Here is a 26,683-nt window from a genome sequence, read left to right as displayed (position 1 = left end):
GGATAGGGGGGCGGACGGGTTATGTCCAGCTTGGTATCCAGATGCGCCACTGGGCGTGTTCGCTCAAAAGTGTTCCGCCTGTGACGATCGGTAGGAAGAAAGCGGATGTGAGCAGGATGATGGCGACGATGCCGGCTAGGATTCCGGTGCGGATCTTCGCTTGGAGCTTGGGCGTGCCCGGTGGCGGGGCGAGCATACGTAGCGCATAGACGACTGCGAGGATCCAGCTGAGTTGGAAGCCGGTCGTGTAGAAGAAGAACATCGTGCGTTCTGGATAGAACAGCCACGGGATGTAGCCGGCTACAACACCTGCCAGGATCATGAGTGCTACCCAGTCGCGGCGAGCGAGGAAGGCCCACAGCACGATGAAGATGCAGAGGGTCCCGGCCCACCACAGGAGCGGGTTGGGTAGGTCGGTGATGATTTGGACGCAGTTGCGGCCGGGTTCGCATTCGACGCCGTCGCGGGTGGTGGTGTCCCATTTGAACAGCGTTGGGCGCCCTGCAACGAGCCAGGTCCACGGGTTGGACGCCCAGCCGTGGTCTTTGGTCAGCCCGGTGTGGAATGCGTAGGCCTTGCCGTGGTAGGTCAGCAGGTCAGCTAGCGGTGCTGGGAAGAGCTTGACCCATGCCGCACCTTCGCGTTCGGCGAGCCCGTGGCCCCAGGCGCGCGGCTGCATCAGCCACGGTAGCCAGGTGAAAAGATAGGTCAGTGCCGCGACGGGTACTACGCGGATGAACGCGGGGATGCCGTTGTGGAGTACGCCGCCTTTGAGCCATTGTTGGATCCCAGCGGCACGGCGGGCTTGGCAGTCCCACCACACGATGAGTAGGCCGAAGACAGCGACGAAGGTGATTCCGGACCATTTGATAGCGCACAAGGCACCCAGTGAAACACCGATGCCGATCTGCCACGGCCGGGACCATAAGCGCGGCCCCACCCCTTTATAGAGGGCCGCTACCTTGCGTTTATCGCTAGAGGCCTCGGCGTCTCCGGCGAGCGCGTAGGCCAGTTGGCGGCGCCCGTAATCGCGGTCTACGAGTACGAGCCACGCGATGATCGTGATGAACATGAAGTAGAAGATGTCGAGGATCCCGGTCCTCGATAGCGCGATCTGTTGGCCGTCGAGCGCTACGAATACTCCGGCGAGCCCGCCCCATACGGCGGAGCGGAACAGGCGGGTTGCGGCCATGGTTGTGAAGACGGCTGCGATGGTTCCGGCGAAAGCGGTGCCTGCACGCCAGCCGAGCCCGGTGTCTGTTCCGAAGATCGCCATTCCCAGCGCCATGATCCATTTACCCAGTGGTGGGTGGACGACGTAGGAGGCCTCGTTACTCGGTGTTGCCGATCCGTTGACGAAGTCTTCGTTGATGTCTTGCGGCCATTGGCGTTCGTAGCCGTAGTTCAGAAGTGAGTAGGCGTCTTTGACGTAGTAGGTTTCGTCGAAAATGAGTTGGTGTGGGTGGCCCAGGTTGAAGAATCTGATGATCGCGGCGAGTGCACCGATCAGCAGAGGTAGCCACCAGCGCGCGTGTGAAACGACCGTGTTGAGCTTGCCGCCGGGCATGCCGGTGAGGCGGAGCAGTAGCTCGTCGAGGCTCGGTCTTGAACGGCTCAGCTGCGCCCCCTGTTTGCGGTGGGCGTGCTGTTGCCGTTGAGCTTGAGAAGTGGTGCGCGCGGAAACAGTCACAGGCTTACTCTACTGAACTACGGGGTTTGAGGCCGGAAGATGGCTAGGAGGGTAATACCAAAGTAATACGGACACACTGTAGCGGAGGCGATGTGCCGCGGTGTTGGTGTAGTGGCGGCTGGGTAGGCTGGTGGTGTGAGTGATGTAGCTGGTCGCATCGAGATTGCTGGTACCCCGATTGGGAATATTGGGGATGCGAGCCCGCGGTTGCTCGCGGCGTTGGAAGAGGCCGATGTGGTGGCGTGTGAGGACACGCGGACCACGGCGAAGCTGTTGCGGGCTTTGGGGATTAGGGCTCGCGGTGAGTTGGTTGCGTATCACGAACATAATGAGCGTTCGCGTGCGGATGAGTTGGTGGAGCGGGCTCGCCGTGGGGCGCACGTGGTGGTGGTCAGTGATGCAGGCATGCCAGGTATTTCTGATCCTGGCTACCGGATTGTTGCGCGCGCGGTCATCGAGGATGTGCCCGTCACGGTGATCCCGGGGCCTTCGGCACTGATCTGTGCACTCGCCGCATCGGGGTTGCCGACAGACCGGTTCACGTTCGAAGGATTCATGCCGCGCAAGGCTTCTGAACGCACAGCCTTCATCCGCGCGGTGAGTACGGAGACGCGCACCGTCGTGTTCTATGAGACCCCGCACCGGATCGAGGCGACCCTTCAAGCGCTCGCCGAGGGTTTGGGTGGGCAGCGCCGCGCCGTGATTTCACGTGAGATTACAAAAATGTTTGAAGAGCATCGGCGTGGAACTTTAGAAGAGTTGCTTGCCGGGGTGGCGGAGGATCCTCCACGCGGCGAGATCGTAGTGGTGTTAGAAGGTGCCGCTGAAGAAGCTGAAGCCAGCATCGAAGAGTTAGTTCCGCTGGTCCTAGAGCGGGTAGCTGAAGGTGAACGGCTCAAAGACGTGTGCAAATCGCTTGCCGAGGCTTACGGGGTGTCCCGGCGGGAACTCTATGACGCGGCGGTCAAAGCCCGGCCATAAGTGTGGCCCGGCGGTAAGCGTGGCTCGGCGGCGGAAGGGACCTGGCCGTAAGTGTTGCCCGGCCGTAAAAGGGACCTGGCCGTGAAATGGACCTGGCCCTGGCGAGCCGGGCCAGTCAGCGAAATGCGGCGTCGCTTTCTAGCGGAATAGTTTGCCGCACGTATAAGTTGAGCTAAGTAGACCTCGATGATCCGTGGCAAAGGAGAACCATGACTTCACAGCGCGAAGCCGAACTGCTGGAATCAGTCCCGAAGGGGTTGCTGATCAATGGTGAATGGCGCGATGCCTCTGATGGCGGAACGTTCGATGTTCTCGACCCTGCAACGGGGAAGGTTTTGGCTACGTTGGCCTCTGCCACCTCTGAGGATGCTAAGGCCGCTTTGGATGCGGCTGATGCTGTGCAGGCGTCGTGGGCTCGCACCTCTGCCCGTGAACGTTCTGAGATTCTGCGCCGTGGTTTCGAACTGATTCAGGAACGCGCCGAGGATTTCGCTCTGCTCATGACCTTGGAGATGGGTAAGCCTCTGAACGAGGCGATGGGCGAGGTTAAGTACGGCAACGAGTTCATGCGGTGGTTCTCTGAGGAAGCGGTGCGTCACAACGGCCGCTACAACGAGACCCCTGAAGGCAACATGAAGATGATCGTGCAGCACAAGCCTGTTGGGCCGTGCTTGCTGATCACGCCGTGGAACTTCCCGCTGGCGATGGCGACCCGCAAGGTTGCTCCTGCTGTAGCTGCCGGCTGCACTATGGTTTTGAAGCCAGCTAAGTTGACCCCGCTGACTGCCCAGCTGTTCGCTCAGGTCATGATGGAGGCAGGCCTTCCAGCAGGTGTCTTGAACGTGGTTGCTGGTAAGTCGGCTTCCCAGATTTCTGGCCCCATCATGCAGGATCACCGTCTACGTAAGGTCTCCTTCACCGGCTCCACCCCGGTGGGGCGCCAGTTGCTCAAGGACGCCGCAGACAACGTTTTGCGTACCTCGATGGAGTTGGGCGGCAACGCGCCATTCATCGTGTTCGATGACGCCGACATTGACGATGCGGTTGAGGGCGCTATGGCGGCGAAGATGCGCAACATGGGTGAGGCCTGCACCGCGGCGAACCGCTTCCTGGTCCAGGATTCGGTCGCCGAAGAGTTCACCCGCAAGTTCGCTGAGAAGATGGCCGCCCTCAAGCCTGGCCGCGGCACCGAAGAAGACGTCAACGTTGGCCCGGTCATCGAGGAGTCCGCTCGTGAGGACATCCACTCGATCGTGACTAAAGCGGTTGAACAGGGTGCTAAGGTCGCGACCGGTGGCGAGAAGATCGAAGGCGACGGCTACTTCTATCGCCCGACCGTCTTGACCGATGTTCCGCACGACGCCGAGATCCTGCGTGAAGAGATCTTCGGCCCCGTCGCCCCCGTCACGACGTTTGCTACCGAGGACGAAGCGATCGAACTCGCCAACGCATCCGAATACGGTTTGGCCTCCTACATCTACTCGAAGGACTACAACCGCCTGATCCGTGTGGCGGATCAGATCGAATTCGGGTTGGTCGGCTTCAACCAGGGCGTGATCTCCAACGCTGCCGCACCATTCGGTGGCGTCAAGCAGTCCGGTCTGGGGCGTGAAGGTGGCGCCGAAGGTATCGAGGAGTACAGCACCGTGCAGTACATCGGTATCGCAGACCCATACGCCAAGAAGTAAAGCCTTCTGCACAGACTGTGACCTAACGGGGTGGCCATCGCATCAGCGGTGGCCACCCCGTCGTTAACCTCACTCCGTCGTTAACCTCGCTGTGCATCGCTAAGGTTGTTGATATGTGTTCTGAACATCAAGGTTTGGTTGTTCCCGGTGAAACTCCGCGGCCTTATGTCCCTGAGGCCCACGAAGGCCTCGGCGATGACAGCGGGCGTAAGCGCGCGGCCGTCAACGAGCAGGGTGCTCGCCGTAAGCTCGAATATCCGCCGGCCCCGCAGCCATTGCCGGTCCCGGTGATCGATAACCACACGCACATGGATTTCCATGACGGCGATGTCGCGTTATCTGTGAGCCAGCACATGGATGTCGCCGAGCAGGTCGGTATCTCTGGGGCAGTCCAGATCGGGACCGATGTTGAGTCTTCGCGCTGGTCTGTTGCCGCGGCGGAATCTGATCAGCGCGTGCTTGCCGCGGTCGCCTTGCACCCCAACGATGCCGCGCGGGCTTATGCGGAAGGCACCCTTGAGGATGATCTCGCGGTCATCGAGCAGTTGGCTGGGCATCCCCGGGTGCGGGCGATCGGAGAGACGGGGCTTGATTACTTCCGTACCACCGAGGAGGGCTGGGCGCCCCAGCACGAATCCTTCCGCCGGCATCTTGATATTGCGCAGCGTTTGAACCTGCCGGTACAGATCCATGACCGGGACGCGCACGATGACACGGTGCGGATCTTGGAAGAAGAGAACTTCGATGGAACGGTTGTCTTCCACTGTTTCTCTGGTCCGGTGTCGATGGCGAAGAAGGCGCGCGAGCGCGGCTGGTATGTCTCCTTCGGCGGGACCGTGACGTTCAAGAACAACCATGAGCTTCGAGAAGCGATCATGGCGGCCGGTCCACAGCTGTTGATGGCGGAGACGGACGCCCCGTTCTTGACTGCTCACCCGTTCCGGGGCCGCCCGAACGCTCCCTACATGACCCCGTACGCGGTGCGGTTCGTCGCGGACATGTTCGGCATGGACCTAGATGAGTTCTGCCACACACTTAACGAGAACAGCACGCGTGTTTACGGGGATTTTGCCGCAGGTTTCACCCAAGAATCGCCTGAATAATAGCCATACCCCGAAACTGTGCAGGAGCTGAAGTAGCGATTTGATAACAATTAGGTTACGATTGTTATCGCATCGTGACCTTCGGTGTGGTGCTGACAAGCACTTCCTTCCCTGAAGGCCGAGCGTGAACGCTCATCGAGCGCTTCATGGAAAAGGTCATGTGTGCAAAGAAATATCCCCGAACATAGTGCCTGTCAAGGCATGAGGTTTTTCGTGAACAAGAAGATGAAACGCGGTCTGATCATTGGCGGCCAGGCAACTGTAGCCTCGGCGCTGGTCTTGGGAACCGTGGGGTTCGTAGCAAATAACAAATCCATCGAGGTTGTCGTCGACGGGGAATCTCAAAACGTCCGTACCTTCGGTGGGAAGGTAGAAGACGCCCTGAAGGCAGCTGATGTCACCGTTGGCCAACACGACCGTGTCACGCCAGCCGTAGACTCCGACATCAAGAACGGCGACACCGTCAACATCCTGACCGCTCACAAGGTCGAATACCAGGTCGACGGCGAAGACAAGACCGTCATGACCACCGCACGCACCGTGGATGAGCTGGTGGATGAGCTCGATCTCGCTGACGGTTCTGACATCAACCTCGACGGTCACGTCCAGTTGGCAAGCGCTGAGAAGCTCACCGTGCTGACCCCTAAGGAAGTCAAGCTCAACCTCGCGGGCAAGAAGTCGACTCTGACTACTACCGCACTCGATGTTGACGCGGTTCTGGCCGATAAGGGCGTCAAGGTTGGTAAGCACGACGAAGTGAAGCCTGCCCGGAACACTGTTGTATCTGATGGCATCACCATCACGTACAACAAGATCCAAAAGAAGAAGAAGACCACCACCGAGGCGATCGCGTTCGAAACCAAGCGTGAAGAGGACGCCAAGCTCGCCAAGGGCAAGACCGAGACGGTCACCGAAGGCAAGGCTGGTGAACGCAAGGTCGTGACCGAGACTGTGATCCGTAACGGTAAGAAGGTCTCCACCAAGAAGGTCTCCGATAAGGTGACCCGCGAGCCAGTCGATGCGCTGATCAAGGTTGGCACCAAGGAAGAAGCCCCAGAGCCTGAGGAGAACTCGGACTCGGAGGAGAGCTCGAACAACTCCTCGAAGGGTAAGAAGAAGAAGTCGAAGTCCAGCTCGAAGGCTAAGGCTCCAAGCGGCGGCGTTTCCTCGACCTGGCAGGCACTGGCTCAGTGTGAGTCCGGCGGTAACTGGAGCATCAACTCCGGTAACGGCTACTACGGCGGCCTGCAGTTCTCCGCTTCCTCCTGGCGTGCAGCCGGCGGCACCAAGTACGCTCCGCTGCCACACCAGGCAACCCCAGCTGAGCAGGTTGCTACCGCAGAGAAGTTGCGCGCTAACGGTGGCTGGGGCCACTGGCCAGCATGCTCGAGCCGTCTCGGCCTGCGCTAAGCCACACGCTGTGCTTTCAGGTCAGCACCTGAACGTTGGCTTATAGCTCCGGAATAAATCACCCGGAATAGGCACTGTTCAAGCCCACGATGGTGCGGGAGTCTCCCGCGGCATCGTGGGCTTGGCCGTTTAAGGACATTAGGATTGAGGGGATGAATCACGTGCCTGAATCTTCTGCTTCAGCTCCGCTTTTGGGGGCTGCTCATATTCGTGCGCTCGCCGATGAGCTGGGTGTGACCCCGACTAAGACGCTGGGGCAGAACTTTGTGATCGATGGGAACACGATCCGCCGCATCGTTGCCGCCGCACACCTCACGGGCGATGAGACGGTGCTTGAGGTGGGGCCGGGCCTTGGTTCGCTGACGTTGGGGATCCTGGATGCCGCTGCGCGCGTGATCGCGGTGGAGATTGATCCGCGGCTGGCCGAGCGCCTGCCGCGCACGGTGGAGCAGTGGCGCCCGGGCACGCATGAGAACCTCACGGTCATCAATGAGGACGCGTTGAAGATCACCGAGCTGCCGGGCGCACCCGATGCGCTGGTTGCGAACCTGCCCTATAACGTCGCGGTTCCCGTAGTGCTGCATCTGTTGGCGCGCTTTGAGAGCATCCGTTCCGGTTTGGTCATGGTCCAAGACGAGGTAGCCGACCGTTTGGCAGCGAAGCCGGGGAACAAGCTCTATGGGGTCCCTTCCGTCAAGGGCGCGTGGTACGGGTCCATGACCAAAGCCGGGGTCATCGGGATGAACGTGTTCTGGCCCGCGCCCAAGATCCGCTCAGGGCTCGTTGCGTTCACGCGTGGCCCCAAACGCGGGGATGAGGCTCTGCGGGAGGCGACGTTCGCGGTGATCGATGCGGCATTCGCGCAACGACGCAAGACGCTACGGGCAGCGTTAGCCGGATGGGCAGGTTCCGCCGCAGCAGCCGAAGAATATCTGCGTGCAGCAGGAGTAGACCCGCAGCTGCGCGGCGAGAAGCTTGAGATCGAGCAGTTCATCGCGATCGCCCAGGCCCGCGCTGCAGCAAGCGACAGTGGCGCGGTAGGCGACAGCGGCGCGGCAGGTGAAAGTAGTGCTGCCGTTGAAGAAGTAGGAGAGCAAGGTGGTGGGGTGTGAGTCTTCCAGCGTTGGAGGAACAATCGGGGTTTGCGCGCACGGTCACGGCGCGCGCACCAGGCAAAATCAACGTCAGCTTCGAATGCGGTGACCCGCGCGAGGACGGATTCCATCCGGTTGCGACCTTGTATCTTGCGGTCGGGTTGGATGAAGAGGTCACCGCCCGTCACCGTGACGACGGCGAGATCGCGGCGGAACTCGATGACGCATCGAGCATCGCGGTGGATCAAGCGAGCTTCCCGGTAGGAGCCGATAACCTCGCAGTGAAGGCCGCGCTCGCTTTGCGGGACGCGACCGGAGTGCACGCTGGAGCTGACTTGCGCATCCTCAAGCGTGTGCCGATCGCTGGAGGCATGGGAGGCGGCTCCGCGGACGCGGCCGCGGCACTCGTTGCGTGCAATGCGCTGTGGGAGACCCGTCTGAGCAGGCAAGACCTCGCCTCGATCGCCGCGGGGCTCGGCTCGGATGTTCCCTTCGCGCTGTTCGGCGGCGCGGCCGTCGGCCTGGGGCGTGGGGAAGACCTCGCGCCAGTGCCGCTGCGCACCGAATCGCACTGGGTTCTGATCCCGGCATCGTACGGGCTCTCAACACCGAAGGTGTATCAGGAGCTTGACCGGCAACGCGAACGAGCCGATGTGAGCGTGCCCGCGCCTCAGGAAGTCTCGCCCGAGGTTCTCCACGCCCTACTCGAAGGGGACCCGCTCAAGCTCGCAGCTTCCGTGCATAACGACCTCACTCCGGCCAGCATCGCGCTTGCACCGGAACTCGCGCACGTCATCGAACGAACCGAGGAAGCCGGGGCGCACAAAACGCTCGTATCAGGCTCCGGGCCAACCCTGGCCTGCATCGCGCACTCATCAGCGCATGCGGAACGGATCTCGATGCAGATACGTGATGAGCTCGACCTACAAACCATCGTGGTGAGCGCACCTGCGGCAGGGGCCTCGATCCTGCCCAACTGCGGCGCAGTTTGATGGCCAGCGCTGCCTGATGACATGCCCGGCCTGGTAGCCAGCGCGGTCTGGAGGCCAGCCCGGCCTGGCGAACTTCACGCGCTGAAACCTGCACGCTGAAAGCATCCACGCACACTATCCACTGAAAACTATTCATTGAGAAGGAAACCCTGTACAGATGTCCCACCTCTTAGGTGCTGAATCGAACTCCATCACGTTTGGTACCCGCACCGTGCTCGATAACGTGACGCTCGGCATCGACGAGGGCGACCGCATCGGGATTGTGGGCCGTAACGGCGACGGCAAGTCCACACTCATGAAGCTTCTGGCGCAACGGATCGAACCAGATACCGGGCGGGTGACGCATCGGCGTGATCTGCGGGTCGGTTACCTCGATCAAGCCGACGTTTTAGACCCCGAACTGAGCGTGCTTGAGGCGATTGTGGGCGATGTTCCGGAACACGAATGGGCCGCCGATGCTCGCATCCGTGACATCATGAGCGGGTTGACCGAAGGCATCGATCTGAACAAGAAAGTCGGGGAGCTCTCCGGCGGGCAACGCCGCCGTACCGCGCTTGCCAAGCTGCTGGTTGCTGACTGGGACGTCATCATGCTCGATGAGCCCACCAACCACCTCGACGTTGAGTCGGTCGCATGGCTGGCTGAGCACTTGAACCAGCGGTGGCGCGCCAACGAGAACGCGTTCCTGGTGGTGACTCACGACCGCTGGTTCCTGGATGCCGTATGCACCATGACGTGGGAGGTTCACGATGCGATGGTGGATGCTTTTGATGGCGGGTATGCGGCCTATGTTCTGGCTCGGGCCGAACGCGACCGCGCCGCTGCGGTCAAGGAAAGCAAACGACAGCAACTTGTCAAAAAGGAGCTTGCGTGGCTGCGCCGCGGCGCACCGGCACGCACCTCGAAACCCAAGTTCCGCATCCAAGCAGCCAACGCGATCATCGAAGAGGTTCCCGCACCACGCGAAAGCCTCGAGCTGAAGAAAATGGCGATGGTCCGGCAAGGCAAAGACGTCATCGACGCCGAAGACCTCACCTATACGCTGCCCAACGGCCGCGCACTCTTCGATGACATCACGTGGCGGCTGGCACCAGGGGAACGCGTGGGACTTGTGGGCGTCAACGGTGCAGGAAAATCCACGCTCATGCGACTACTGGACGGACAACTCGAACCGAGCGCCGGGCGCGTCAAGCGCGGCAAGACCGTGGTTTCAGTGATCCTCTCCCAAGAAGTCAAAGAGCTTGATGAGCTCGCGAACACGCGCGTCGTGGACGTCATCAAGGCAGAAGGCAGCCAGTTTGTCGCCGGAGGCCGCGAAGTGTCCGCCGGTCAGCTACTCGAGCAGGTCGGGTTCAACGCGCACAAGCAATACACCCCGGTCAAGGACCTCTCCGGTGGCGAGAAACGCCGCCTGCAACTCTTACGCCTCATGGTGGGTGAACCCAACGTGCTGATGCTCGATGAGCCGACCAACGACCTCGACACCGACACCCTCGCCGCGATCGAAGACCTCCTCGACACGTGGGCCGGAACCCTGATCGTTGTCTCCCACGACCGCTACCTGCTCGAACGCGTCACCGACCACCAGCTCGCACTGCTCGGAGACGGCAAACTCCGCGATCTGCCCGGCGGCGTTGAGCAGTACCTGCAGCTACGCGAACACGCAGCGCACGCCGGCACCGACAACAGCAGGATAAGCCACAGCGGGACAGGCCAGCACGGAGAACCCGCCGCCGCATCGGACGCTGGGGGCGCAGCTGAAGCCCCCGCGCACAAGCCAAACAAGCCAGCGTATTCGGCAGCCGAACAGCGCGAAGCGCGCAAAGACATGCAACGCTACGAACGCCAACTCGGACGCGTCGAGAAGGCGCTCGCCGAGGCAGAAGAGAAACTCATCCAAGCGACCGAGGCCGGGGATTTCGAGGCGGTCACCCAACTCACCCAGGAAGCGGACGCGGTGCGGGAGCAGAGGGACGAGCTGGAGATGGCGTGGCTCGAGGCCTCCGAGAAAATCGGGTAGGGGGCAGGTTGATGCCAGAACAAACGGAAGTCACTGAGCATCGGCCGGTCTCTGAGTATCGGCCGGTGCGCATCGCGATGAGCTACGTCATGGATGCCGCGAACGTCCCTGTCAGCTATTCCGATGAGCTTCACGGGCTCGCAGCCCATACGGGGCGTTCACTCATTGAGGTCGGCGGGCACGTGCAACCGTGGTTCGTGGATGCTCTCAAACCGGGACGCAGCGCCAGCGAGGTTGTCGCGGGCGCGGACGCGGTCATTATCCTGGGTGGTGCTGATGTGCATCCAGGCTTCTATGGGTTGGAGCGTGAACGGTGGCCCGAGGTAGATCTTGCAGGTGTAAGCGCGAGCGCCGATGCGTTCGAGATAGAACTCGTGCATGAAACCCTGGCCGCCAATAAGCCGCTCTTAGGGATCTGCCGCGGCCTGCAGATCATCAACGTTGCGCTTGGCGGCACGCTCATCCCGGAGATCGGCAACCCTACGATCCATAAGTCACCACCAGATGGCGACGGCTGGGCTGATCACAGCGTGAGCCTCACCGCCGGCAGCACGCTCGAACGCATCTACGGTTCAGCCGAAATCACGGTGCGTTCTGCGCATCACCAAGCCGTCGATGCGCTCGCCGCAGACCTCGTGCCCGTCGCGACCGCCCCGGACGGCCTCGTGGAAGCCGTCGAACACCGGCAACACTCCAGGATGCTGGCTGTGCAGTGGCATCCCGAAGACCTCAACGGTGATAAAACTCACCTCGATGCGCTCATGACGTGGCTTCTGCGCCGGATTCATTGACGTACAGATAGACGCTCATAAGACATACGGTTAAGAAAACAAGGCCTAACGTGGCACAATGGACAACGGCCTGAACAGTTCAGCCTGTACCAGGCTGATCCGCCATGGTGTAACGGCAGCACGCCAGCCTTTGGAGCTGTGTGGTCTAGGTTCGAATCCTAGTGGCGGAGCGATAGTGGCAGGGCAGTGGAAGGAAAAACAGCCAGGTGTCCAGCGAAAACGTCCATCCGGCAGCAGTGATCGTTCTAGCCGCAGGTGCTGGAACACGTATGAAATCCTCTAAGCCGAAAATCCTCCACACACTCGGCGGCCGTTCGATGGTCGGCCACGCGCTCGATACCGCGCATGCGCTGGAGCCCGATCGCCTCGTCGTGGTTGTGCGTCACCAGCGTGACCGCGTTGCAACCCACGTGCTCGAGCATGCGCCTGACGTGAGCATCGTCGACCAGGACGAGATCCCAGGCACCGGCCGCGCAGTCCAAGTTGGCCTTGAAGCGATGAACGACCTCGCTGAAGGCACCGTCTTGGTGACCTACGGCGACGTCCCGTTGCTTTCCCCGCAGTTGCTCACTGAACTCGTGGAGCGCCACGAATCCGAGGGCAACGCGGCAACCGTTCTGACCGCCGCGGTTGAAGACCCGACCGGCTACGGCCGCATCCTGCGCGATGAAAACGGCGACGTCACCGGGATCGTTGAGCACAAAGACGCCACCGAAGAGCAGCGTCTGATCAACGAAGTCAACTCCGGTATCTACGCGTTCTCCGCGAACGAGCTGCGTTCGGCTCTGGCCCGGGTTTCGACCGACAACGCCCAAGGCGAAATGTATCTGACCGATGTGCTCGGCATCATGCGTGAAGACGCGCACCGCATCTCAACGGCAGTGACCACCGATCAGTGGCAGGTAGAAGGCGCCAACGATCGCGTGCAGCTTTCCGCGCTGGGGCGTGAACTGAACCGCCGCATCACCGAAAAGTGGATGCGCGAAGGGGTCACCATCCAAGACCCTGAAACCACATGGATCGACGTCGATGTCGCCTTGTCCCAAGACGTGACCCTGCTACCGAACGTGCAGCTCGTTGGCCGCACCTCGGTCGGCCAAGGCTCCGTGATCGGGCCAGACACAACCTTACGTGACACCCACGTGGGCCAGAACGCGACCGTGAAACGAACCGACGCAACCGAATCCCGCATCGGCTCCGGATCGACCGTTGGCCCGTTCAGCCACCTCCGCAAAGACACCGTGCTCGGTGAAGACGGCAAGATCGGCGCGTTCTACGAAACTAAGAACGTCCAGATTGGGGATCGCACCAAGCTCTCCCACCTCGGCTACTCAGGTGATGCGGTGATCGGGGAAGACAGCAACATCGGTTGCGGAAACATCACCTCCAACTACGACGGCGTGAACAAGCACAAGACCGTGATCGGCTCGCACGTTCGCACGGGCGCATCCACCGTGTTCATCGCCCCCGTCGAGATCGGTGACGGCGCATACACCGGCGCTGGCGCGGTAGTCCGCAAAGACGTCCCTGCTGGCGCACTTGTGATCTCTGATGCCCCGCAGGTCAATAAAGAAGGCTGGGTTGAAGCTAAACGAGCAGGAACCCCCGCCGCCGTCGCCGCGGCCCTGACTGAAGCAAAGAACTCCACCGAATCGGATACAGCCCGTACCGGTTCGGATGAAACACGCCCCTGATTCGGTACAGTCATAGAAGCTCCAACTAACACCCCATCCTCGAGGAGAACGGACAGCTCGCAATGTCTGAACTGAGCTACAACGTAGACAAAAAACTGGTCTTGGCTTCCGGCCGAGCCCACCCAGAGCTGGCACAACAGATCGCCGACGAGCTCAAAACCGAGCTCGCCCCAGTTTCCGCATATGACTTCGCTAACGGTGAGATCTACGTCCGCCCCGGGGATTCCGTCCGCGGTAAAGAATGCTTCGTCATCCAGTCCCATCCGTTCCCGATGAACAACTGGCTCATGGAGCAGCTGATCATGATCGATGCGCTCAAGCGCGCCTCAGCCCGCCGCATCACCGTGGTCTCGCCGTTCTACCCGTACGCTCGCCAGGACAAGAAGGGCCGCGGCCGCGAGCCGATCACCGCGCGCCTGGTCGCTGACCTTTATAAGACCGCTGGCGCTGACCGTATCATGTCCGTGGACCTGCACACCTCGCAGATCCAGGGTTTCTTCGATGGCCCGGTCGATCACCTCATGGCGATCCCGTTGCTCGCTGACTACATCCGCACCCGTGTAGGTAACGAACCGCTCACGATCGTCTCCCCGGACACCGGCCGTGTGCGTGTGGCTGAAATGTGGGCTGAACGCCTCGGCCACGCGCCGCTGGCATTCGTGCACAAGACCCGTGACCTCACCGTGCCGAACAAGGCCGAATCAAAGACCGTGGTCGGCGAGGTTAAGGATCGCGTCTGCATCCTGATCGACGACATGATCGACACCGGCGGCACCATCTCCGGCGCGGTTTCGGTACTGAAGAACGCTGGTGCTAAAGACGTCATCATCGCGGCAACGCACCCGGTCTTCTCAGATCCGGCAGCGCAGCGTTTGAGCGAATCCGGTGCGCGCGAAATCGTTGTGACCAACACGTTGCCTGTTCCAGCTTCGAAGCGTTTCCACAACCTCACGGTGCTCTCGATCGCCCCACTGCTGGCGCGCGCGATCAAGGAAGTCTTCGAAGACGGCTCCGTCACGAGCCTGTTCGACGGCCGCGCCTAACCATGCGAGCTCTGCTAAACTAGGGGAGTTGCCCAGGCGAGGGGAACTACGGTTCCCGTGATCGACGAGGCCTTCTGGATTTACCGGCTAGCACAAGGTGCAGGCCGAAGGTGAGCTTAGAAGCCACGACGAGCCCCCGGGGCGAAGGCCAGCCAACACCACCGCACACGCGGAGATATTCACGGTGTGGCGTCATCGACCAATAGGAGAAGAGCTCTCATGCAGAAATTCGAATCCCTTGACGTAGAGGTCCGCGAAGACTTCGGTAAGGGTTCGGCACGGCGCGCACGCCGCGACGGCCAGATCCCAGCTGTTGTTTACGGCCACGGCTCCGAGCCAGAGCACCTGCTGCTCCCATCGCACCAGACCACCCTGGCTGTCCGCCAGCCGAACGCTATTCTGTCCCTCAAGGTCGCAGGCGATGAGCGCCTCGTCATGGTGAAGGACATCCAGCGCCACCCACTGCGCCAGACCGTTGATCACCTCGACCTGCTGATCGTCAAGCGCGGCGAGAAGGTCTCCGTCGATGTCTTCCTCGACTACCAGGGCGAGGTCGCCCCAGGTCTGGCAGCAACCCTCGACATCCAGGAAGTCACCGTCCTGGCAGAGGCACTCAACATTCCAGACACCCTGGTTGTCAACATCGATGGCCGCGAAGAAGGCTCCGTCCTCGCATCCGAGATTGAACTGCCTGAAGGCGTTGAGCTCGAGATCGAAGAAGACACTGTCATCGCGACGATCGCTGAGCCACAGGAAGTTGAGCTTCCAGAGGACGAGGAAGCAGAAGAAGGCGAAGAAGCTGCCGAGGCTCCAGCGGAAGAGAAGTCCGAGGAAGACAGCGAGTAAGCCTCACTGGGACTGCCCGAACTCTCAGGAAGGCCGCCACATGTGTGGCGGCCTTCCGCCATTTAAAGATCAGTCCAACCGAAGAGGGAGCTTTATATAGAAGTCTGTATTGGCGAGCTATGTTGAGTGATCATTCTTTCATTGCTCGTTCACAGTGAATCACAGGATTCTTTACTGTTTGTTAACCATTCCGTCGGTGAAGGGACGGCCAAAGAGGCATTGAAGGTTTACCTCGCTTCCTAGGCTCATTGGCGTTGGTCACCATCACGCCAAATGAACGGATTGACACAGTGAAAGCACCTCGCACCACCGCGATTGCAACCGCAACAGCGGGTCTTGCATTCGCATCGTTCTTCACCGCAATGCCAGCTCACGCGACAGCAACGGCTAAAGAAGCCCTAGCTACGGACGGGCCAAAGAACGTCATCGTACTGATCGGTGACGGCATGGGCTACAACCACATCGACAACCTCAACGCCTACACCAAGAACCAGGTGCACTGGCAGGTAGAAACCGGCCCAGACCACAAGGTCATGCCATACGGCGGCAACACCAAGCCAACCGAAGGCTGGCAGGCCTGGGAACACACCGGAATGTCCACCCACTGGGTCGATGGCCCGGCCTATGACACCTCGAAAGCCTGGACCAAATTCGACTGGGTCAAAGACAACCCAACCGACTCCGCAGCAGCCGGCACCGCCATGGCTACCGGCGTGAAGACCTACAACGCCGGCATCGGTGTTGACCCAAACAAGAAGGTCGTAGAGAACCTCAGCGAACGCGCCAAGGCCCTCGGTAAGTCCGCAGGCGTCGTTTCCAGCGTTCCGTTCTCGCACGCAACCCCAGCCGCCTACTCCGCCCACAACCAGACCCGCCAGGACTACCACGGCATCGCTGAAGAGCAGGTCAACGGCGACATGGACGTCGTGATGGGTGCAGGCCACCCTTTCTTCGACGATGACAACAAGAAGCTCGCCGCGCCGAACTACAAGTACATCGGCGCAGAGGCCTACAAGAAGCTCGAGTCCGGCGACAGCGACTTCACGTTCGTGAGCAACAACCAGGACTTCTCCAACCTCACCAAGGGCGAGACCCCGGAGCGCGTATTCGGTATCGCTGAGGTAGGTAGCACCCTGCAGCAGGGCCGCGCCGAAGGCAAGGCAAAGAACGACGTTATCGACCTGCGCACCATGACTGACGGTGCGCTCAACGTCCTCGACAACAATGACAACGGCTTCTTCCTGATGGTTGAAGGCGGCGCAATCGACTGGGCAGGCCACGCCAACCAGACCGACCGCGACATCGAAGAGGTCCAGGACTTCGACAAGGCCGTCGACGGCGTCATCGACTGGGTTGAAACCAACTCCAGCTGGGATGAAACCCTCGTCATCGTCACCGCAGACCACGAGACCGGTTACCTCTCGGGTAAGCCAGAAGGCAAGTTCGCGCCGATGCTCCCGCAGGGCACCAACAAGGCTGCAGAGCAGTCCTGGAACAGCGGTGAACACACCAACCAGCTCGCGCCATTCTTCTTCAAGGGTGCAAACGCTGCCGACGTGAAGGCACTGGCAGCCAAGACTGACACGGTCCGCGGCTCCTACATGGACAACACCGATGTAGCTAAGTGGCTGTTGAACACCGCATGGGTAGCTAAGGACGTTCCACCAACCGAGGAACCGACCGCGGCTCCAACTGAAGAGCCGACTGAGGAACCAACTGAGGAACCGACCGACGCGCCAACGGAGACCCCGAGCGAGGAACCAACCGAGGCTCCATCTGAACAGCCTTCGGATGCACCGAGCGAGGAACAGCCATCCGAGCAGCCTTCGGATGATTCGAGCGAGGCCCCAACCGAGGCACCGTCCACAGATGCATCTGATGCGCCATCAGACGCTCCTTCCCAGCCTGAAGGCGAGGACGGCGCAGGCTCCAAAGATGGTAACCAGAACGATGCGCAGGGTCCATCGACCGGCGGCGATCTAGCCAACACCGGTGTCAACGCCGAACTCATGTGGGGCGCAGGCGTCGCGACCCTGCTGGTAGTCGGTGGCGTGACGCTGCTGGTAGTCAAGCGTGCACGCCGCGCTGACGCCACCAAGTAACTAGACCCAAGAACCTTCTGAAAGCGCCGGGACACACGATCCCGCGCGTTCTCAGAACCCCATCGGTACCGCCGTGGACGCCCACGGCGGTACCGATGTTTTAGGCTGGCGCAGTCGTTTCAAGCTGGCACTGCAGTTTCAAGCCGGTGCAGTCGTTGCAGGCTCGCGTAGATACCCTTGAAGCATGGCTTCTGACATGTTCCTCATCGCTGGCCTGGGTAATACAGGCGCCCGGTATGCGAAAAATCGACACAACATCGGCTTCATGGTTGCCGATGAACTCGCCGGCCGCATCGGCGGCACGTTCAAAGCGGCCTCCGCGCAACGGTGCATGCTGCTTGAAGGGCGGCTGGGCATAGGAGGGCCGCGGGTTGCGCTCATCAAGCCCACAACACTCATGAACCGTGTAGGCGGCGCCGTCTCCAGCGTCTCGAAATACTTCGGGATACCGGCAACCAACGTGATCGCGATCCACGACGAGATCGAACTGGGCTTTGACACGACACAGCCGCGGCTCGGCGGCTCGGAAGCCGGGCACAACGGCTTACGCGACATCACCAAGGCGTTGGGGACTCGGGAGTATTGGCGCATCCGTGTAGGTGTGGGGCGGCCCCCAGGTAGGCAACAGGTCGCCGACTATGTGCTCTCCGATTTCTCCGCACAAGAGCGAAAAACGTTGCCGATAACCCTCTCAGACGCTGCGGACGAGGTAGAGAAACTGATCAATACCTTCTGAGACTGACGACCTCGGGCTGAGCCTGGCCGCCTTCCGCTGGGGTTCACGGTAGCCAGTATCAGGCGATGTTCACCAGATTACTGGGGGTTTTCCATGACTATCCCAGGGTTTATTGAGGCTCGGTCTGTAGTGTCGAAGACACCTCAAGGGTGCGAGTGATGACAGAGGGGCTCCGGTTGAATGATCAACCGGAGCCCCTCACCTTTAAGCACTGGCATGTGTGGCGGAACAGTCCATGCCCGAGGGTGGTCAGTACTTGACGTGGCTGCGTTCCTGAGCCTTCTCTTGCTGCGCCTGCAGCTTGTAGCGGCGGTTACGTGGGGCGAGCCAGATGCTCGCGAGTACGGCCGCCAGAACGGAGGCCAGGAGGATCGCGATCTTCGCGTCCTCACCGTGCAAGGAGTCGGTGCCGAAAGAGAGCTCAGCGACGAGCAGAGCGACCGTGAAGCCGATGCCTGCAACCATCGTGACCCCCAGCAGATCGCCCCACTTGATCCTCGGATCCAGTTCGGCGGCTGGAGTGCGGGTGATGAGCCATGTGGCACCCATGATGCCCAGAGGCTTACCGACCACGAGGCCGAGGATGATGCCCCACACCACGGTGTCAGCCATCGCGGTCTTGAACGCGTCCATGCCCGCAACAGTCACGCCCGCTGCGAAGAACGCGAAGATCGGCACCGCAATCCCGGTCGAGAACGGGCCAACACGGTGGGCGAGTACCTCGGTGAGTGGGATGCCTCGATGCCCCTTCTTGATCTTGGCAGGCACCGTGAAGCCGAGCAGAACACCCGCGATGGTCGCGTGGATCCCGGAGTTCAACATGAAGACCCACGCGAGGAACCCAAGGCCCAGCAGGATGACCCACGGGGCCCAGTTCTGGCGGCGGAAGAAGTTAGGGAACAGTTGCGCGAGCGTGCCGTAGATAGCGATCGGCACGAGCGAGAGCCCGAGCCACACAAGCGAAATATCGGAGGAGTAGAAGACCGCGATAATGATGATCGCGATCAGGTCATCAACCACCGCAAGCGTGAGCAGGAACAGCTTGGCCGGGGTTGGAAGCCACGCACCGACTACGGCAAGCACCGCGACAGCGAACGCGATGTCGGTTGCCGCCGGGATGGCCCAACCGTGCACCGTGGATGCGGGCTGGCCGATGTTGACCAGCAGGTAGATGAGCGCGGGCACCGCGACCCCGCCGATGGCGGCAGCCATCGGCGGGATAGCGTGCTTGAAGTTACGTAGCCCGCCAGAGACGAACTCTGTTTTCAGTTCAAGACCGACCACGAAGAAGAACACGGCGAGCAGTCCATCGGAGGCCCAATGGCCGATCGACATGTCGATCGTGGTGAAACCTAGCGGCAACACGAAATGGGAATCGCGTACACCGTAGTACCAGTCCTGTAGCGGGGTGTTAGCCACCGTGACTGCCGCGATGGCGGCGATGATGAGCAAAATGCCGCCGATCGAATCCGAGCGGAGGATGTTGCCGATCCGGTGGCTGAACTTGGATTGACCGGCACGAGCCGGGGGAGTCTGGAAGTGCGTCAGGTCATCGAAGGGGACGTGATAGACGTGGCCGTCCTCGGGATGCTGGATAGCAACCGTGTCTTCGCGCGGCTTAGACAGCAAACGAGGCTTATTCTCCTCGTCGTTGTGCTGCTGGCCGTCAATGTCCTGGCTGTCGTCCTGGGCGTTACCTGTTTCCAGGTTCTCTGTAGCCTCTAGCGGATCAGCTGCGGCATCGTTGTTTTCTGGTTGCTTCAAGGAACTCTCCTGCGTACGTGTTTCCATTGCCGACCAGACTTCCCGGCGCACCAAAGCAATATCCTAACGAAGATTTACCGCTGAGGTGCTGGCGCGCGGCTATGTGCCCGTATATTTCGGGCCAAATAATTCGCGCCCGAGGGTCTCGGGCGCGAATAACTGGTGGCTGCTTGTCGAAGCTACTTACTTCGAGAGCTGCTTATTTTGCGATCTGTGCGCTGATGGCCTCGGCGCGGGCCGAGAGGATGCGCTCGACCATTGGTTCAGCGTGCTTAGCGATCTTCGAGCCGAGCAGTGGGATGCCGCTCTTGACATCACCGGTGAAGCTCATCTCGGTGGCATCGCCCTGGGCCTTGAGGGTTTCGGTGCCGGAGAAGGAAACCGGGACGCCACCGACCTGTGCGGAGAGCTCAGCTTCAGCCTGATCAGCGCCGGACGTGTACTTCCAGTCTTCGGTGATGGTGACCTTCAAGCCGTTCTTGATGATGCTCGAGAGGAAGCTTGGCAGGCGCTCGCCCGAGATGGACACGGTCATGGTCACGGTTGGGGATGCGGCGTCACCGCTGACGCTGTGATCAACGAGCTCGCCCTGGGCGCGCGCTGCCAAGGATTCGGCTACTTCGCGGGCCGCGGTTGCCTCGATAACCTCTGGGATCGAAGCGTTGATGTTTGTGGAGGAGGACAAAGCCATGGGTATGCACTCGCTTTCTGCTGTTAATTTCGGGCCGGTAGGCACCGATAGGATGATGTGTGCATCTAATAGTATGGCCTGTCGCGCTGACGTGTGACGGACCCGGTTGGTCTCTTGACGCATGAACTTGACAAGGGAAGAGGAAGGCGTTGCATGTCCCTGAACGGTCTGCTCACCGCGCTATCGAAGGATTCTGCCTTTGAGCGGATTCGGGTTTCTGCCGAGCGTGGACCGGATGCTGGGGACGAAAAAGAGATCGCGGCACCTGAAGGCATGCGGCCGCCGTTGGTCGCGCAGATCGCCCAGGCTTTGCCGCAGCCAGCCGATGCCGCAGAAGGGGCGGCTCGCGCTGTGACGGTCGTGGTGACGGCCACAGGCCGTGCGGCGGGGGACCTGGTCGATGCGTTGGGTAGCTATATGCCTCACGGTGCGGTTGAGGAGTTCCCGGCGTGGGAGACGCTGCCGCACGAGCGGCTTTCCCCGAAGTCGGATACGGTGGGCCGCCGTTTGAATGTTTTGCGGCGGCTTCATGTTCGTGATGAAGCTCTCAAAGTTGTTGTGATGCCGGTGCGCTCGCTGATCCAGCCGATCGTGGATGGGCTGGGCGCGTTGGAGCCGGTTGAGCTGGTGCGCGGAGCTGAACAGGATTTCGATGCGGTGGTTGAGGCGCTCGCGGCCGCCGCGTATTCGCGCGTGGATATGGTGGCCAACCGCGGTGAGTTCGCGGTGCGTGGCGGGATTATTGACGTGTTCCCGCCAACTCAAGAGCATCCGGTGCGTGTGGATTTCTTTGGTGACGAGATCGAGGAGATCACGTATTTCTCGGTTGCTGATCAGCGTTCCATGATGGGAGAGGACGCATCCCTGGAGCGGGTTGAGTGCCCTCCGTGCCGTGAAATGTTGGTGGATTCCGGGGTGCGTGAGCGTGCCCGGGGGCTTGCGGATTCGATGCCGGGTGCCCGGGACATGCTTGAGAAGATCGCTGCCGGGCTCAGCGTTGAGGGCATGGAGTCTTTGGCGCCTTTGCTTGCCGAGAAGATGGTTCCGTTGTCTTCAGTCTTCGGGCCAGGCTCGGTGGTGATTGTTGCCGATCCGGAGCGGGTTTCTGGGCGTGCGGCGGATCTGCTGGCCACGAACGCAGAGTTCTTGGAAGCCTCGTGGTCTTCTGCCGCGATGGGTGCCGAAGCACCGGTTGATATATCGCAGGTCACGGGTGGATCAACCCACGATGCGGCGGCCGCCGGTTTCCAGACGCTCGCTCAAGTCCGGTCCGAGGTCTTAGACGCAGGGCTTGCGTGGTGGACTATGACTGCGCTCGGCGCAGATGAGGAGCTGGTCCAGGAGGGGCTGACAGTTCGGATCCCGGCCCGCGAGCCTGCCGCGTGGCGGGGGGATGTCGCCCAGATGCTTCAATACGTGGGCGGCCGGATCCGTGACGAATGGTCAGTTGTGGTGGTCACCGACGGCGCCGGGCCTGCCAACCGTCTGGTTGAGTTGTTCGCTGACGCCGATATCGCCGTCAACCGCGTCGAATCGATCGATGAAGAACCCCGGGCCGGGGTGATTCAGGTGACCCAAGCGCTCGCCGGCAACGGTTTCGTTCTCGATGGCCTCAAGCTCGCGTTCCTCACCGAAGCCGATGTTCTGGGCCGGGCAAGCTCGGCAGTGGCACGCTCCACGAAAAAGCTTGCCTCGCGTCGGCGGCACGCTGTTGACCCGTTGACCCTTGAAGAAGGCGACTATGTTGTCCACGACCAGCACGGCATCGGGCGCTTCAAGGAAATGCAGCAGCGTAAGACCGCAGGCGCGGTGCGTGAATATTTGGTGATCGAGTACGCGCCGTCTAAGCGCGGGGCGCCGGGGGACCGGTTGTTTGTCCCGACGGATCAGCTGGATCAGATCACCCGTTATGTGGGTGGGGATCAGCCGACGCTGTCGAAGATGGGTGGTTCGGACTGGTCGCAGACGAAGTCGAAGGCGCGGCGCGCGGTCCGGGAGATCGCCGGTGAGCTGGTGAAACTGTATTCGGCGCGGATGGCTTCCCGCGGGCACGCGTTCGCCCCGGACACTCCGTGGCAGGCCGAACTTGAGGCAGCGTTTCCGTACGTTGAGACTCCGGATCAGTTGACCACGATCGATGAGGTCAAAAAAGACATGGAGTCCGAGGTCCCGATGGACCGTCTGATCTCAGGTGATGTGGGTTTCGGTAAGACCGAGGTTGCTGTGCGGGCCGCGTTCAAGGCGATCCAGGACGGCAAGCAGGTTGCGGTTCTGGTTCCGACCACGCTGCTTGCCCGCCAGCATTTTGAGACGTTCACCGAGCGTTTCGCGGGCTTCCCGGTTGCTGTGCGGGCGCTCTCGCGTTTCCAGACCGCTAAGGAGTCGAAAGAGACGATTGCCGGGCTTGCCGATGGCACGGTCGATGTGGTGATCGGCACGCACCGGTTGCTCTCGAACCAGGTTCAGTTCAAGGATCTGGGCCTGATTGTGGTGGACGAGGAACAGCGTTTCGGCGTCGAACATAAGGAGCAGTTGAAGAAGCTGCGCACCAACGTGGATGTCTTGGCGATGTCTGCAACCCCGATTCCACGCACGCTGGAGATGTCGCTGTCCGGGATCCGTGAGACCTCGACCCTGGCGACCCCGCCGGAGGAGCGGCACCCGGTTTTGACGTATGTGGGCCCGTACACGGATAAGCAGGTGGTGGCAGCGATTCGGCGTGAGCTGATGCGTGAGGGCCAGGTTTTCTATGTGCATAACCGGGTGTCCTCGATCGATAAGGTTGCCGGTCAGCTCGCCGAGCTGGTCCCGGAAGCGCGGATCGCTGTGGCGCACGGCCGGATGTCGGAGAGCCGGCTTGAGCAGATCATGGTGGATTTCTGGGAGGGCCGTTATGACGTGCTCGTGTCCACGACCATCATCGAAACCGGCCTGGATATCGCGAACGCGAACACTCTGATTGTGGATCGCGCGAACATCTATGGCCTGTCCCAGCTGCATCAGTTGCGTGGGCGTGTGGGCCGTGGCCGTGACCGTGCGTACGCGTATTTCTTGTGGGATCCGGAGCGTCCTTTGGGTGAGGTTGCGCTTGAGCGCCTCAAAGCGGTTGCAGCCCATAACGAGCTGGGTTCGGGGCACCAGTTGGCGATGAAGGACCTCGAGTTGCGCGGCGCAGGCAACCTTCTGGGTGGCGAGCAGTCCGGCCACATCCAAGGTGTCGGTTTTGACTTGTATATCCGCCTGGTGGGTGAGGCCGTGGCCGCGTTCAAGGGCGATACGGACGCTACGGCCAAGGAAATGAAGATCGAGCTTCCGTTGAACGCTCACTTCCCGGAAACCTACGTTCCGAGTGAACGCTTGCGCTTGGAGGCGTACCGGAAGCTGGCGCAGGCAACTGAGCCTGCAACGGTCGATGCGGTGGTTGAGGAGCTGCAGGACCGTTACGGTGAACTCCCGGAGGCCGCGCAGCTGCTGGTTTCGGTTGCGCGGGTGCGTATTGTGGCGCGTTCGGTGAACATCAACGAGATCCAGGCTCAAGGTAACTACATCCGGTTCGCTCCGGATAACATCGCTGAATCGCGTGTGATGCGGATGAAGCGCCTCTATCCGGGGGCGATGCATAAGCCTGCGTTGAAGGCGATCCTGGTTCCGTTCCCCAAGGGGAAAGGGATCGGTGCGCAACGGCTCGCCGACCAAGAGCTACTCGACTGGGTCGAGACGTTCCTGACGTCCGTGTTCGGGGAATCCTAGGCCGTGGGGAGTCCTAGGCCGTTCAGCGGCCGAGGAGAGCGGCCGGTAGCCGAAAAAGCTACAAGCAGAAAGGTGGGGCGCATCCGTAGCGGATGCGCCCCACCTTCAGGTATATAGGCCGTGTTGCTTATAAGTCGTGCTTACTTGGAGACGGCTTTACGGTACTCGTCGTCCACAGAGTCCAATGCACCGGCTTCGTTAGCGGTGACGTCCGGGTTCTTGTTGGAGCGGCCGGTCACGTGTTTACCGATGCCGAATGCGAGCGTGCCGCCCACTACACAGGCAATGAATGGGAACCAGGCCTTAGCTGGGTCATGCAGGTCAGCGAAACTGAGTGCGTAAATACCTGCGAGGAGAATTCCGAACAGCACCAGGAACAGGATGATGTTGCTGACTGCGTGGCCTTCACCTGAGTGGTTCTTGTTCTTTCCATCGGCCGAGTACACGGATGGCCTCCTAGGGGCAAAGCATTAGGTCAATGCAATGGTTTCAGTCCAAAGCGATGATGACAGCGCTCGCGCGCATTCGTGTCCATCGTATCAAGTTTGAGCGGTGCGCGCGCCTTTACGCCGTGCCGGTCGGCTTGTGCGTTAGCCAGCGCTTGTGTGCTGGAGATGACACAATGGAGGCTGTGAGCGCTCAAGTTGATTTTACTTCTCCACGTCTTGTCATTATTGGTGGCGGCCCAGGCGGTTATGAAGCGGCGATGGTCGGTGCACAGTTGGGTGCACAGGTGACCCTGATTGAAGAGCAGGGGACGGGCGGTTCGGCCGTTCTGACTGACGTTGTGCCTTCGAAGACCCTGATCGGTTCCGCTGACGCTATCCGCCGGGTTTCCGTTGCGAACGATTTGACGATCCGCGGTACGGACGAACATGAGGTCGATGCCGACCTCGGCTATATCAATGAACGTCTGCTGGCGTTGGCTGCCGAGCAGTCGGCCGACATCCGTTCTGGTCTTGTCAAAGCCGGCGTTGAGGTGGTCGATGGCCGCGGCCGTTTGGTGGGTACGCACACCGTGGAAGTTGAGTCTAAGGATGGCTCCACGGCCCGTTTCGATGCCGACTATGTGATTGTTGCGGTGGGTGCGCATCCGCGTGAATTGCCGACCGCTGTTCCTGATGGCGAGCGGATCATGACCTGGAAGCAGGTCTATGAGATGAAGGAGAACCCCGAACACCTGATCGTGATTGGTTCAGGTGTTACGGGTGCCGAGTTCGCGTCCGCTTATAACCTGTTGGGCACTCGCGTGACGCTGGTGTCTTCGCGTGACCGTGTTCTTCCCGGCGAGGATGAGGACGCGGCACGTTTGCTTGAGGACGTGTTCCAGGAGAACGGTGTTGAGGTCCGTTCCGAGGTCCGCGCTAATTCTGTAGTTCGTGATGGTGACCGCGTCACGGTTGCGCTCTCTGACGGGACCACGGTTGAAGGTTCCCACTGCTTGGTTGCGGTGGGTGCGATCCCGAACACGGCCGAGATGGGTCTTGAAGAGGCCGGTGTTGCTGTTGCTGAGTCTGGGCACATCACGGTCGATGGGGTCTCCCGCACCACTGTCCCGCACATTTACGCTGCCGGTGACTGCACGGGTGTGTTCCCGCTCGCCTCGGTAGCGGCGATGCAGGGGCGTATCGCGGTGGCTCACATGATGGGCGATGCCCTGACCCCGTTGAAGGTGGATGAGGTCGCCTCCAACGTGTTCACCTCCCCAGAGATTGCAACGGTCGGTATTACGCAGGCGCTCGTTGATCAGGGGGCTGTCGCGGCGGACTCGTTCATGCTGGACTTGGCGACGAATCCGCGCGCGAAGATGATGGGCATCAAGCGTGGCTTCATCAAGATTTTCGCCCGTAAGGGTAGCGGTACCGTGCTGGGCGGGGTTGTTGTGGCTCCGCGTGCCTCCGAGCTGATCTATCCGATCGCGACCGCGGTGCGCAAACACCTCAACGTTGATGATCTGGCAGATACCGTGACGATCTACCCGTCGCTGTCTGGCTCGATCGCCGAGGCCGCACGCCGCCTCCACCACCACATCTAGCGCTTATAACCAGCGGACGAGCATCTGGCTCGAGCGAAACGCTCGTTACAGAGCCACGGACTTACAGAGTCTCGGCATCTCAGAACTTCGGTACAGACGGGCGTGGGGGGGGGGGGGGGGGGGGGGGGGGGGGGGGGTCGGGGGGGGGGGGGGGGGGGGCGGGGGGGGGGGGGGGGCCAGGCGGGGGGGGGGGGCGGGGTTGGCGTGCCGGGGGTACTGCGCGGGGGGGGAGCGGGGGACCGTGCGGCAGGTG

General features: G+C 61.0%; 19 protein-coding genes and 1 tRNA gene. 16 read left to right on the top strand and 4 right to left on the bottom strand.

Annotation, left to right across the window (positions count from 1 at the left end; genetic code table 11):
- Positions 1-19 precede the first annotated feature (19 nt).
- Positions 20-1,690, bottom strand: coding sequence for a dolichyl-phosphate-mannose--protein mannosyltransferase (locus MHJ63_RS03625; protein WP_052048455.1), 1,671 nt, complete (start codon positions 1,688-1,690; stop codon positions 20-22).
- Positions 1,691-1,825: 135 nt separating this feature from the next.
- Between MHJ63_RS03625 and rsmI the strand changes: the two genes are divergently transcribed.
- From rsmI to pth, 14 genes are all read left to right on the top strand, one after another.
- On the top strand, positions 1,826-2,671 hold the full coding sequence (gene rsmI, locus MHJ63_RS03620; RefSeq protein ID WP_239446190.1) for a 16S rRNA (cytidine(1402)-2'-O)-methyltransferase: 846 nt from the start codon (positions 1,826-1,828) through the stop codon (positions 2,669-2,671).
- A 209-nt stretch (positions 2,672-2,880) separates the two neighbouring features.
- Entirely contained in the window at positions 2,881-4,359 is a 1,479-nt protein-coding gene (locus MHJ63_RS03615; protein WP_035756215.1) for an NAD-dependent succinate-semialdehyde dehydrogenase, read from the top strand.
- A gap of 113 nt (positions 4,360-4,472) precedes the next feature.
- The gene (locus MHJ63_RS03610; protein ID WP_239446189.1) at positions 4,473-5,462 is read left to right on the top strand and encodes a TatD family hydrolase; all 990 of its coding nucleotides are present in this window, start codon (positions 4,473-4,475) and stop codon (positions 5,460-5,462) included.
- A gap of 213 nt (positions 5,463-5,675) precedes the next feature.
- On the top strand, positions 5,676-6,872 hold the full coding sequence (locus MHJ63_RS09900) for a resuscitation-promoting factor (protein WP_176744712.1): 1,197 nt from the start codon (positions 5,676-5,678) through the stop codon (positions 6,870-6,872).
- A gap of 161 nt (positions 6,873-7,033) precedes the next feature.
- Positions 7,034-7,984: a 16S rRNA (adenine(1518)-N(6)/adenine(1519)-N(6))-dimethyltransferase RsmA gene (rsmA, locus tag MHJ63_RS03595; protein WP_377649804.1), complete on the top strand. Its 951-nt coding sequence runs from the start codon at positions 7,034-7,036 to the stop codon at positions 7,982-7,984.
- Positions 7,981-8,958, top strand: a complete 978-nt coding sequence (locus tag MHJ63_RS03590; protein WP_070489968.1) for a 4-(cytidine 5'-diphospho)-2-C-methyl-D-erythritol kinase — start codon at positions 7,981-7,983, stop codon at positions 8,956-8,958. Before rsmA ends, MHJ63_RS03590 begins: the two co-directional genes overlap by 4 nt.
- A 157-nt stretch (positions 8,959-9,115) precedes the next feature.
- Positions 9,116-10,978 carry an ABC-F family ATP-binding cassette domain-containing protein gene (locus tag MHJ63_RS03585; protein ID WP_239446188.1) on the top strand — a complete coding sequence of 621 codons (1,863 nt, stop codon included), beginning with the start codon at positions 9,116-9,118 and terminating at the stop codon, positions 10,976-10,978.
- Between the two features lie 11 nt (positions 10,979-10,989).
- The gene (locus MHJ63_RS03580) at positions 10,990-11,769 is read left to right on the top strand and encodes a gamma-glutamyl-gamma-aminobutyrate hydrolase family protein (protein WP_239446187.1); all 780 of its coding nucleotides are present in this window, start codon (positions 10,990-10,992) and stop codon (positions 11,767-11,769) included.
- 98 nt (positions 11,770-11,867) lie between these two features.
- Positions 11,868-11,939 (top strand) — tRNA-Gln (locus tag MHJ63_RS03575).
- A gap of 36 nt (positions 11,940-11,975) precedes the next feature.
- A complete protein-coding gene (gene glmU / locus MHJ63_RS03570) occupies positions 11,976-13,463 on the top strand; it encodes a bifunctional UDP-N-acetylglucosamine diphosphorylase/glucosamine-1-phosphate N-acetyltransferase GlmU (protein ID WP_239446185.1) in 1,488 nt (495 codons plus the stop codon).
- Between the two features lie 62 nt (positions 13,464-13,525).
- A complete protein-coding gene (locus tag MHJ63_RS03565; protein WP_035756212.1) occupies positions 13,526-14,506 on the top strand; it encodes a ribose-phosphate diphosphokinase in 981 nt (326 codons plus the stop codon).
- A 219-nt stretch (positions 14,507-14,725) separates the two neighbouring features.
- Entirely contained in the window at positions 14,726-15,352 is a 627-nt protein-coding gene (locus MHJ63_RS03560) for a 50S ribosomal protein L25/general stress protein Ctc (RefSeq protein ID WP_035756211.1), read from the top strand.
- 290 nt (positions 15,353-15,642) lie between these two features.
- Positions 15,643-17,454: an alkaline phosphatase gene (locus MHJ63_RS03555; protein WP_239446184.1), complete on the top strand. Its 1,812-nt coding sequence runs from the start codon at positions 15,643-15,645 to the stop codon at positions 17,452-17,454.
- A gap of 184 nt (positions 17,455-17,638) precedes the next feature.
- Positions 17,639-18,190 (top strand): aminoacyl-tRNA hydrolase, encoded by a 552-nt coding sequence (gene pth / locus MHJ63_RS03550; RefSeq protein ID WP_239446183.1) that lies wholly within the window; start codon positions 17,639-17,641, stop codon positions 18,188-18,190.
- A 249-nt stretch (positions 18,191-18,439) separates the two neighbouring features.
- On the opposite strand, the gene nhaA is transcribed toward pth, so the two are convergent.
- Positions 18,440-19,981 carry a Na+/H+ antiporter NhaA gene (gene nhaA / locus MHJ63_RS03545; RefSeq protein ID WP_239446182.1) on the bottom strand — a complete coding sequence of 514 codons (1,542 nt, stop codon included), beginning with the start codon at positions 19,979-19,981 and terminating at the stop codon, positions 18,440-18,442.
- A gap of 172 nt (positions 19,982-20,153) precedes the next feature.
- A complete protein-coding gene (locus tag MHJ63_RS03540) occupies positions 20,154-20,645 on the bottom strand; it encodes a DUF2505 domain-containing protein (protein ID WP_052048548.1) in 492 nt (163 codons plus the stop codon).
- A gap of 153 nt (positions 20,646-20,798) precedes the next feature.
- On the opposite strand from MHJ63_RS03540, the gene mfd reads away from it, so the two are divergent.
- Positions 20,799-24,395 carry a transcription-repair coupling factor gene (mfd, locus tag MHJ63_RS03535; RefSeq protein WP_239446181.1) on the top strand — a complete coding sequence of 1,199 codons (3,597 nt, stop codon included), beginning with the start codon at positions 20,799-20,801 and terminating at the stop codon, positions 24,393-24,395.
- 140 nt (positions 24,396-24,535) lie between these two features.
- On the opposite strand, the gene MHJ63_RS03530 is transcribed toward mfd, so the two are convergent.
- Positions 24,536-24,841: a hypothetical protein gene (locus tag MHJ63_RS03530; RefSeq protein ID WP_070490669.1), complete on the bottom strand. Its 306-nt coding sequence runs from the start codon at positions 24,839-24,841 to the stop codon at positions 24,536-24,538.
- A 176-nt stretch (positions 24,842-25,017) separates the two neighbouring features.
- Here MHJ63_RS03530 and MHJ63_RS03525 point away from each other — a divergent pair, with 176 nt between their 5' ends.
- Positions 25,018-26,430 (top strand): NAD(P)H-quinone dehydrogenase, encoded by a 1,413-nt coding sequence (locus tag MHJ63_RS03525; RefSeq protein ID WP_176744711.1) that lies wholly within the window; start codon positions 25,018-25,020, stop codon positions 26,428-26,430.
- The last annotated feature ends 253 nt before the right edge of the window (positions 26,431-26,683 follow it).

It is taken from the genome of Pseudoglutamicibacter albus, from assembly GCF_022346425.1.
Classification (GTDB): domain Bacteria; phylum Actinomycetota; class Actinomycetes; order Actinomycetales; family Micrococcaceae; genus Pseudoglutamicibacter; species Pseudoglutamicibacter albus.
This window is presented reverse-complemented; position numbering and strand designations above follow the sequence as displayed.

Bases quoted from the DNA above. Each gene is read 5' to 3' on its own strand.
- MHJ63_RS03525 (WP_176744711.1), top strand. From the start codon at position 25,018: ATGGAGGCTGTGAGCGCTCAAGTTGATTTTACTTCTCCACGTCTTGTC.
- MHJ63_RS03540 (WP_052048548.1), bottom strand. From the start codon at position 20,645: ATGGCTTTGTCCTCCTCCACAAACATCAACGCTTCGATCCCAGAGGTT.
- nhaA (WP_239446182.1), bottom strand. From the start codon at position 19,981: ATGGAAACACGTACGCAGGAGAGTTCCTTGAAGCAACCAGAAAACAAC.
- MHJ63_RS03610 (WP_239446189.1), top strand. From the start codon at position 4,473: ATGTGTTCTGAACATCAAGGTTTGGTTGTTCCCGGTGAAACTCCGCGG.
- MHJ63_RS03585 (WP_239446188.1), top strand. From the start codon at position 9,116: ATGTCCCACCTCTTAGGTGCTGAATCGAACTCCATCACGTTTGGTACC.
- pth (WP_239446183.1), top strand. From the start codon at position 17,639: ATGGCTTCTGACATGTTCCTCATCGCTGGCCTGGGTAATACAGGCGCC.
- mfd (WP_239446181.1), top strand. From the start codon at position 20,799: ATGTCCCTGAACGGTCTGCTCACCGCGCTATCGAAGGATTCTGCCTTT.
- MHJ63_RS03615 (WP_035756215.1), top strand. From the start codon at position 2,881: ATGACTTCACAGCGCGAAGCCGAACTGCTGGAATCAGTCCCGAAGGGG.
- MHJ63_RS03580 (WP_239446187.1), top strand. From the start codon at position 10,990: ATGCCAGAACAAACGGAAGTCACTGAGCATCGGCCGGTCTCTGAGTAT.
- MHJ63_RS03560 (WP_035756211.1), top strand. From the start codon at position 14,726: ATGCAGAAATTCGAATCCCTTGACGTAGAGGTCCGCGAAGACTTCGGT.
- MHJ63_RS03565 (WP_035756212.1), top strand. From the start codon at position 13,526: ATGTCTGAACTGAGCTACAACGTAGACAAAAAACTGGTCTTGGCTTCC.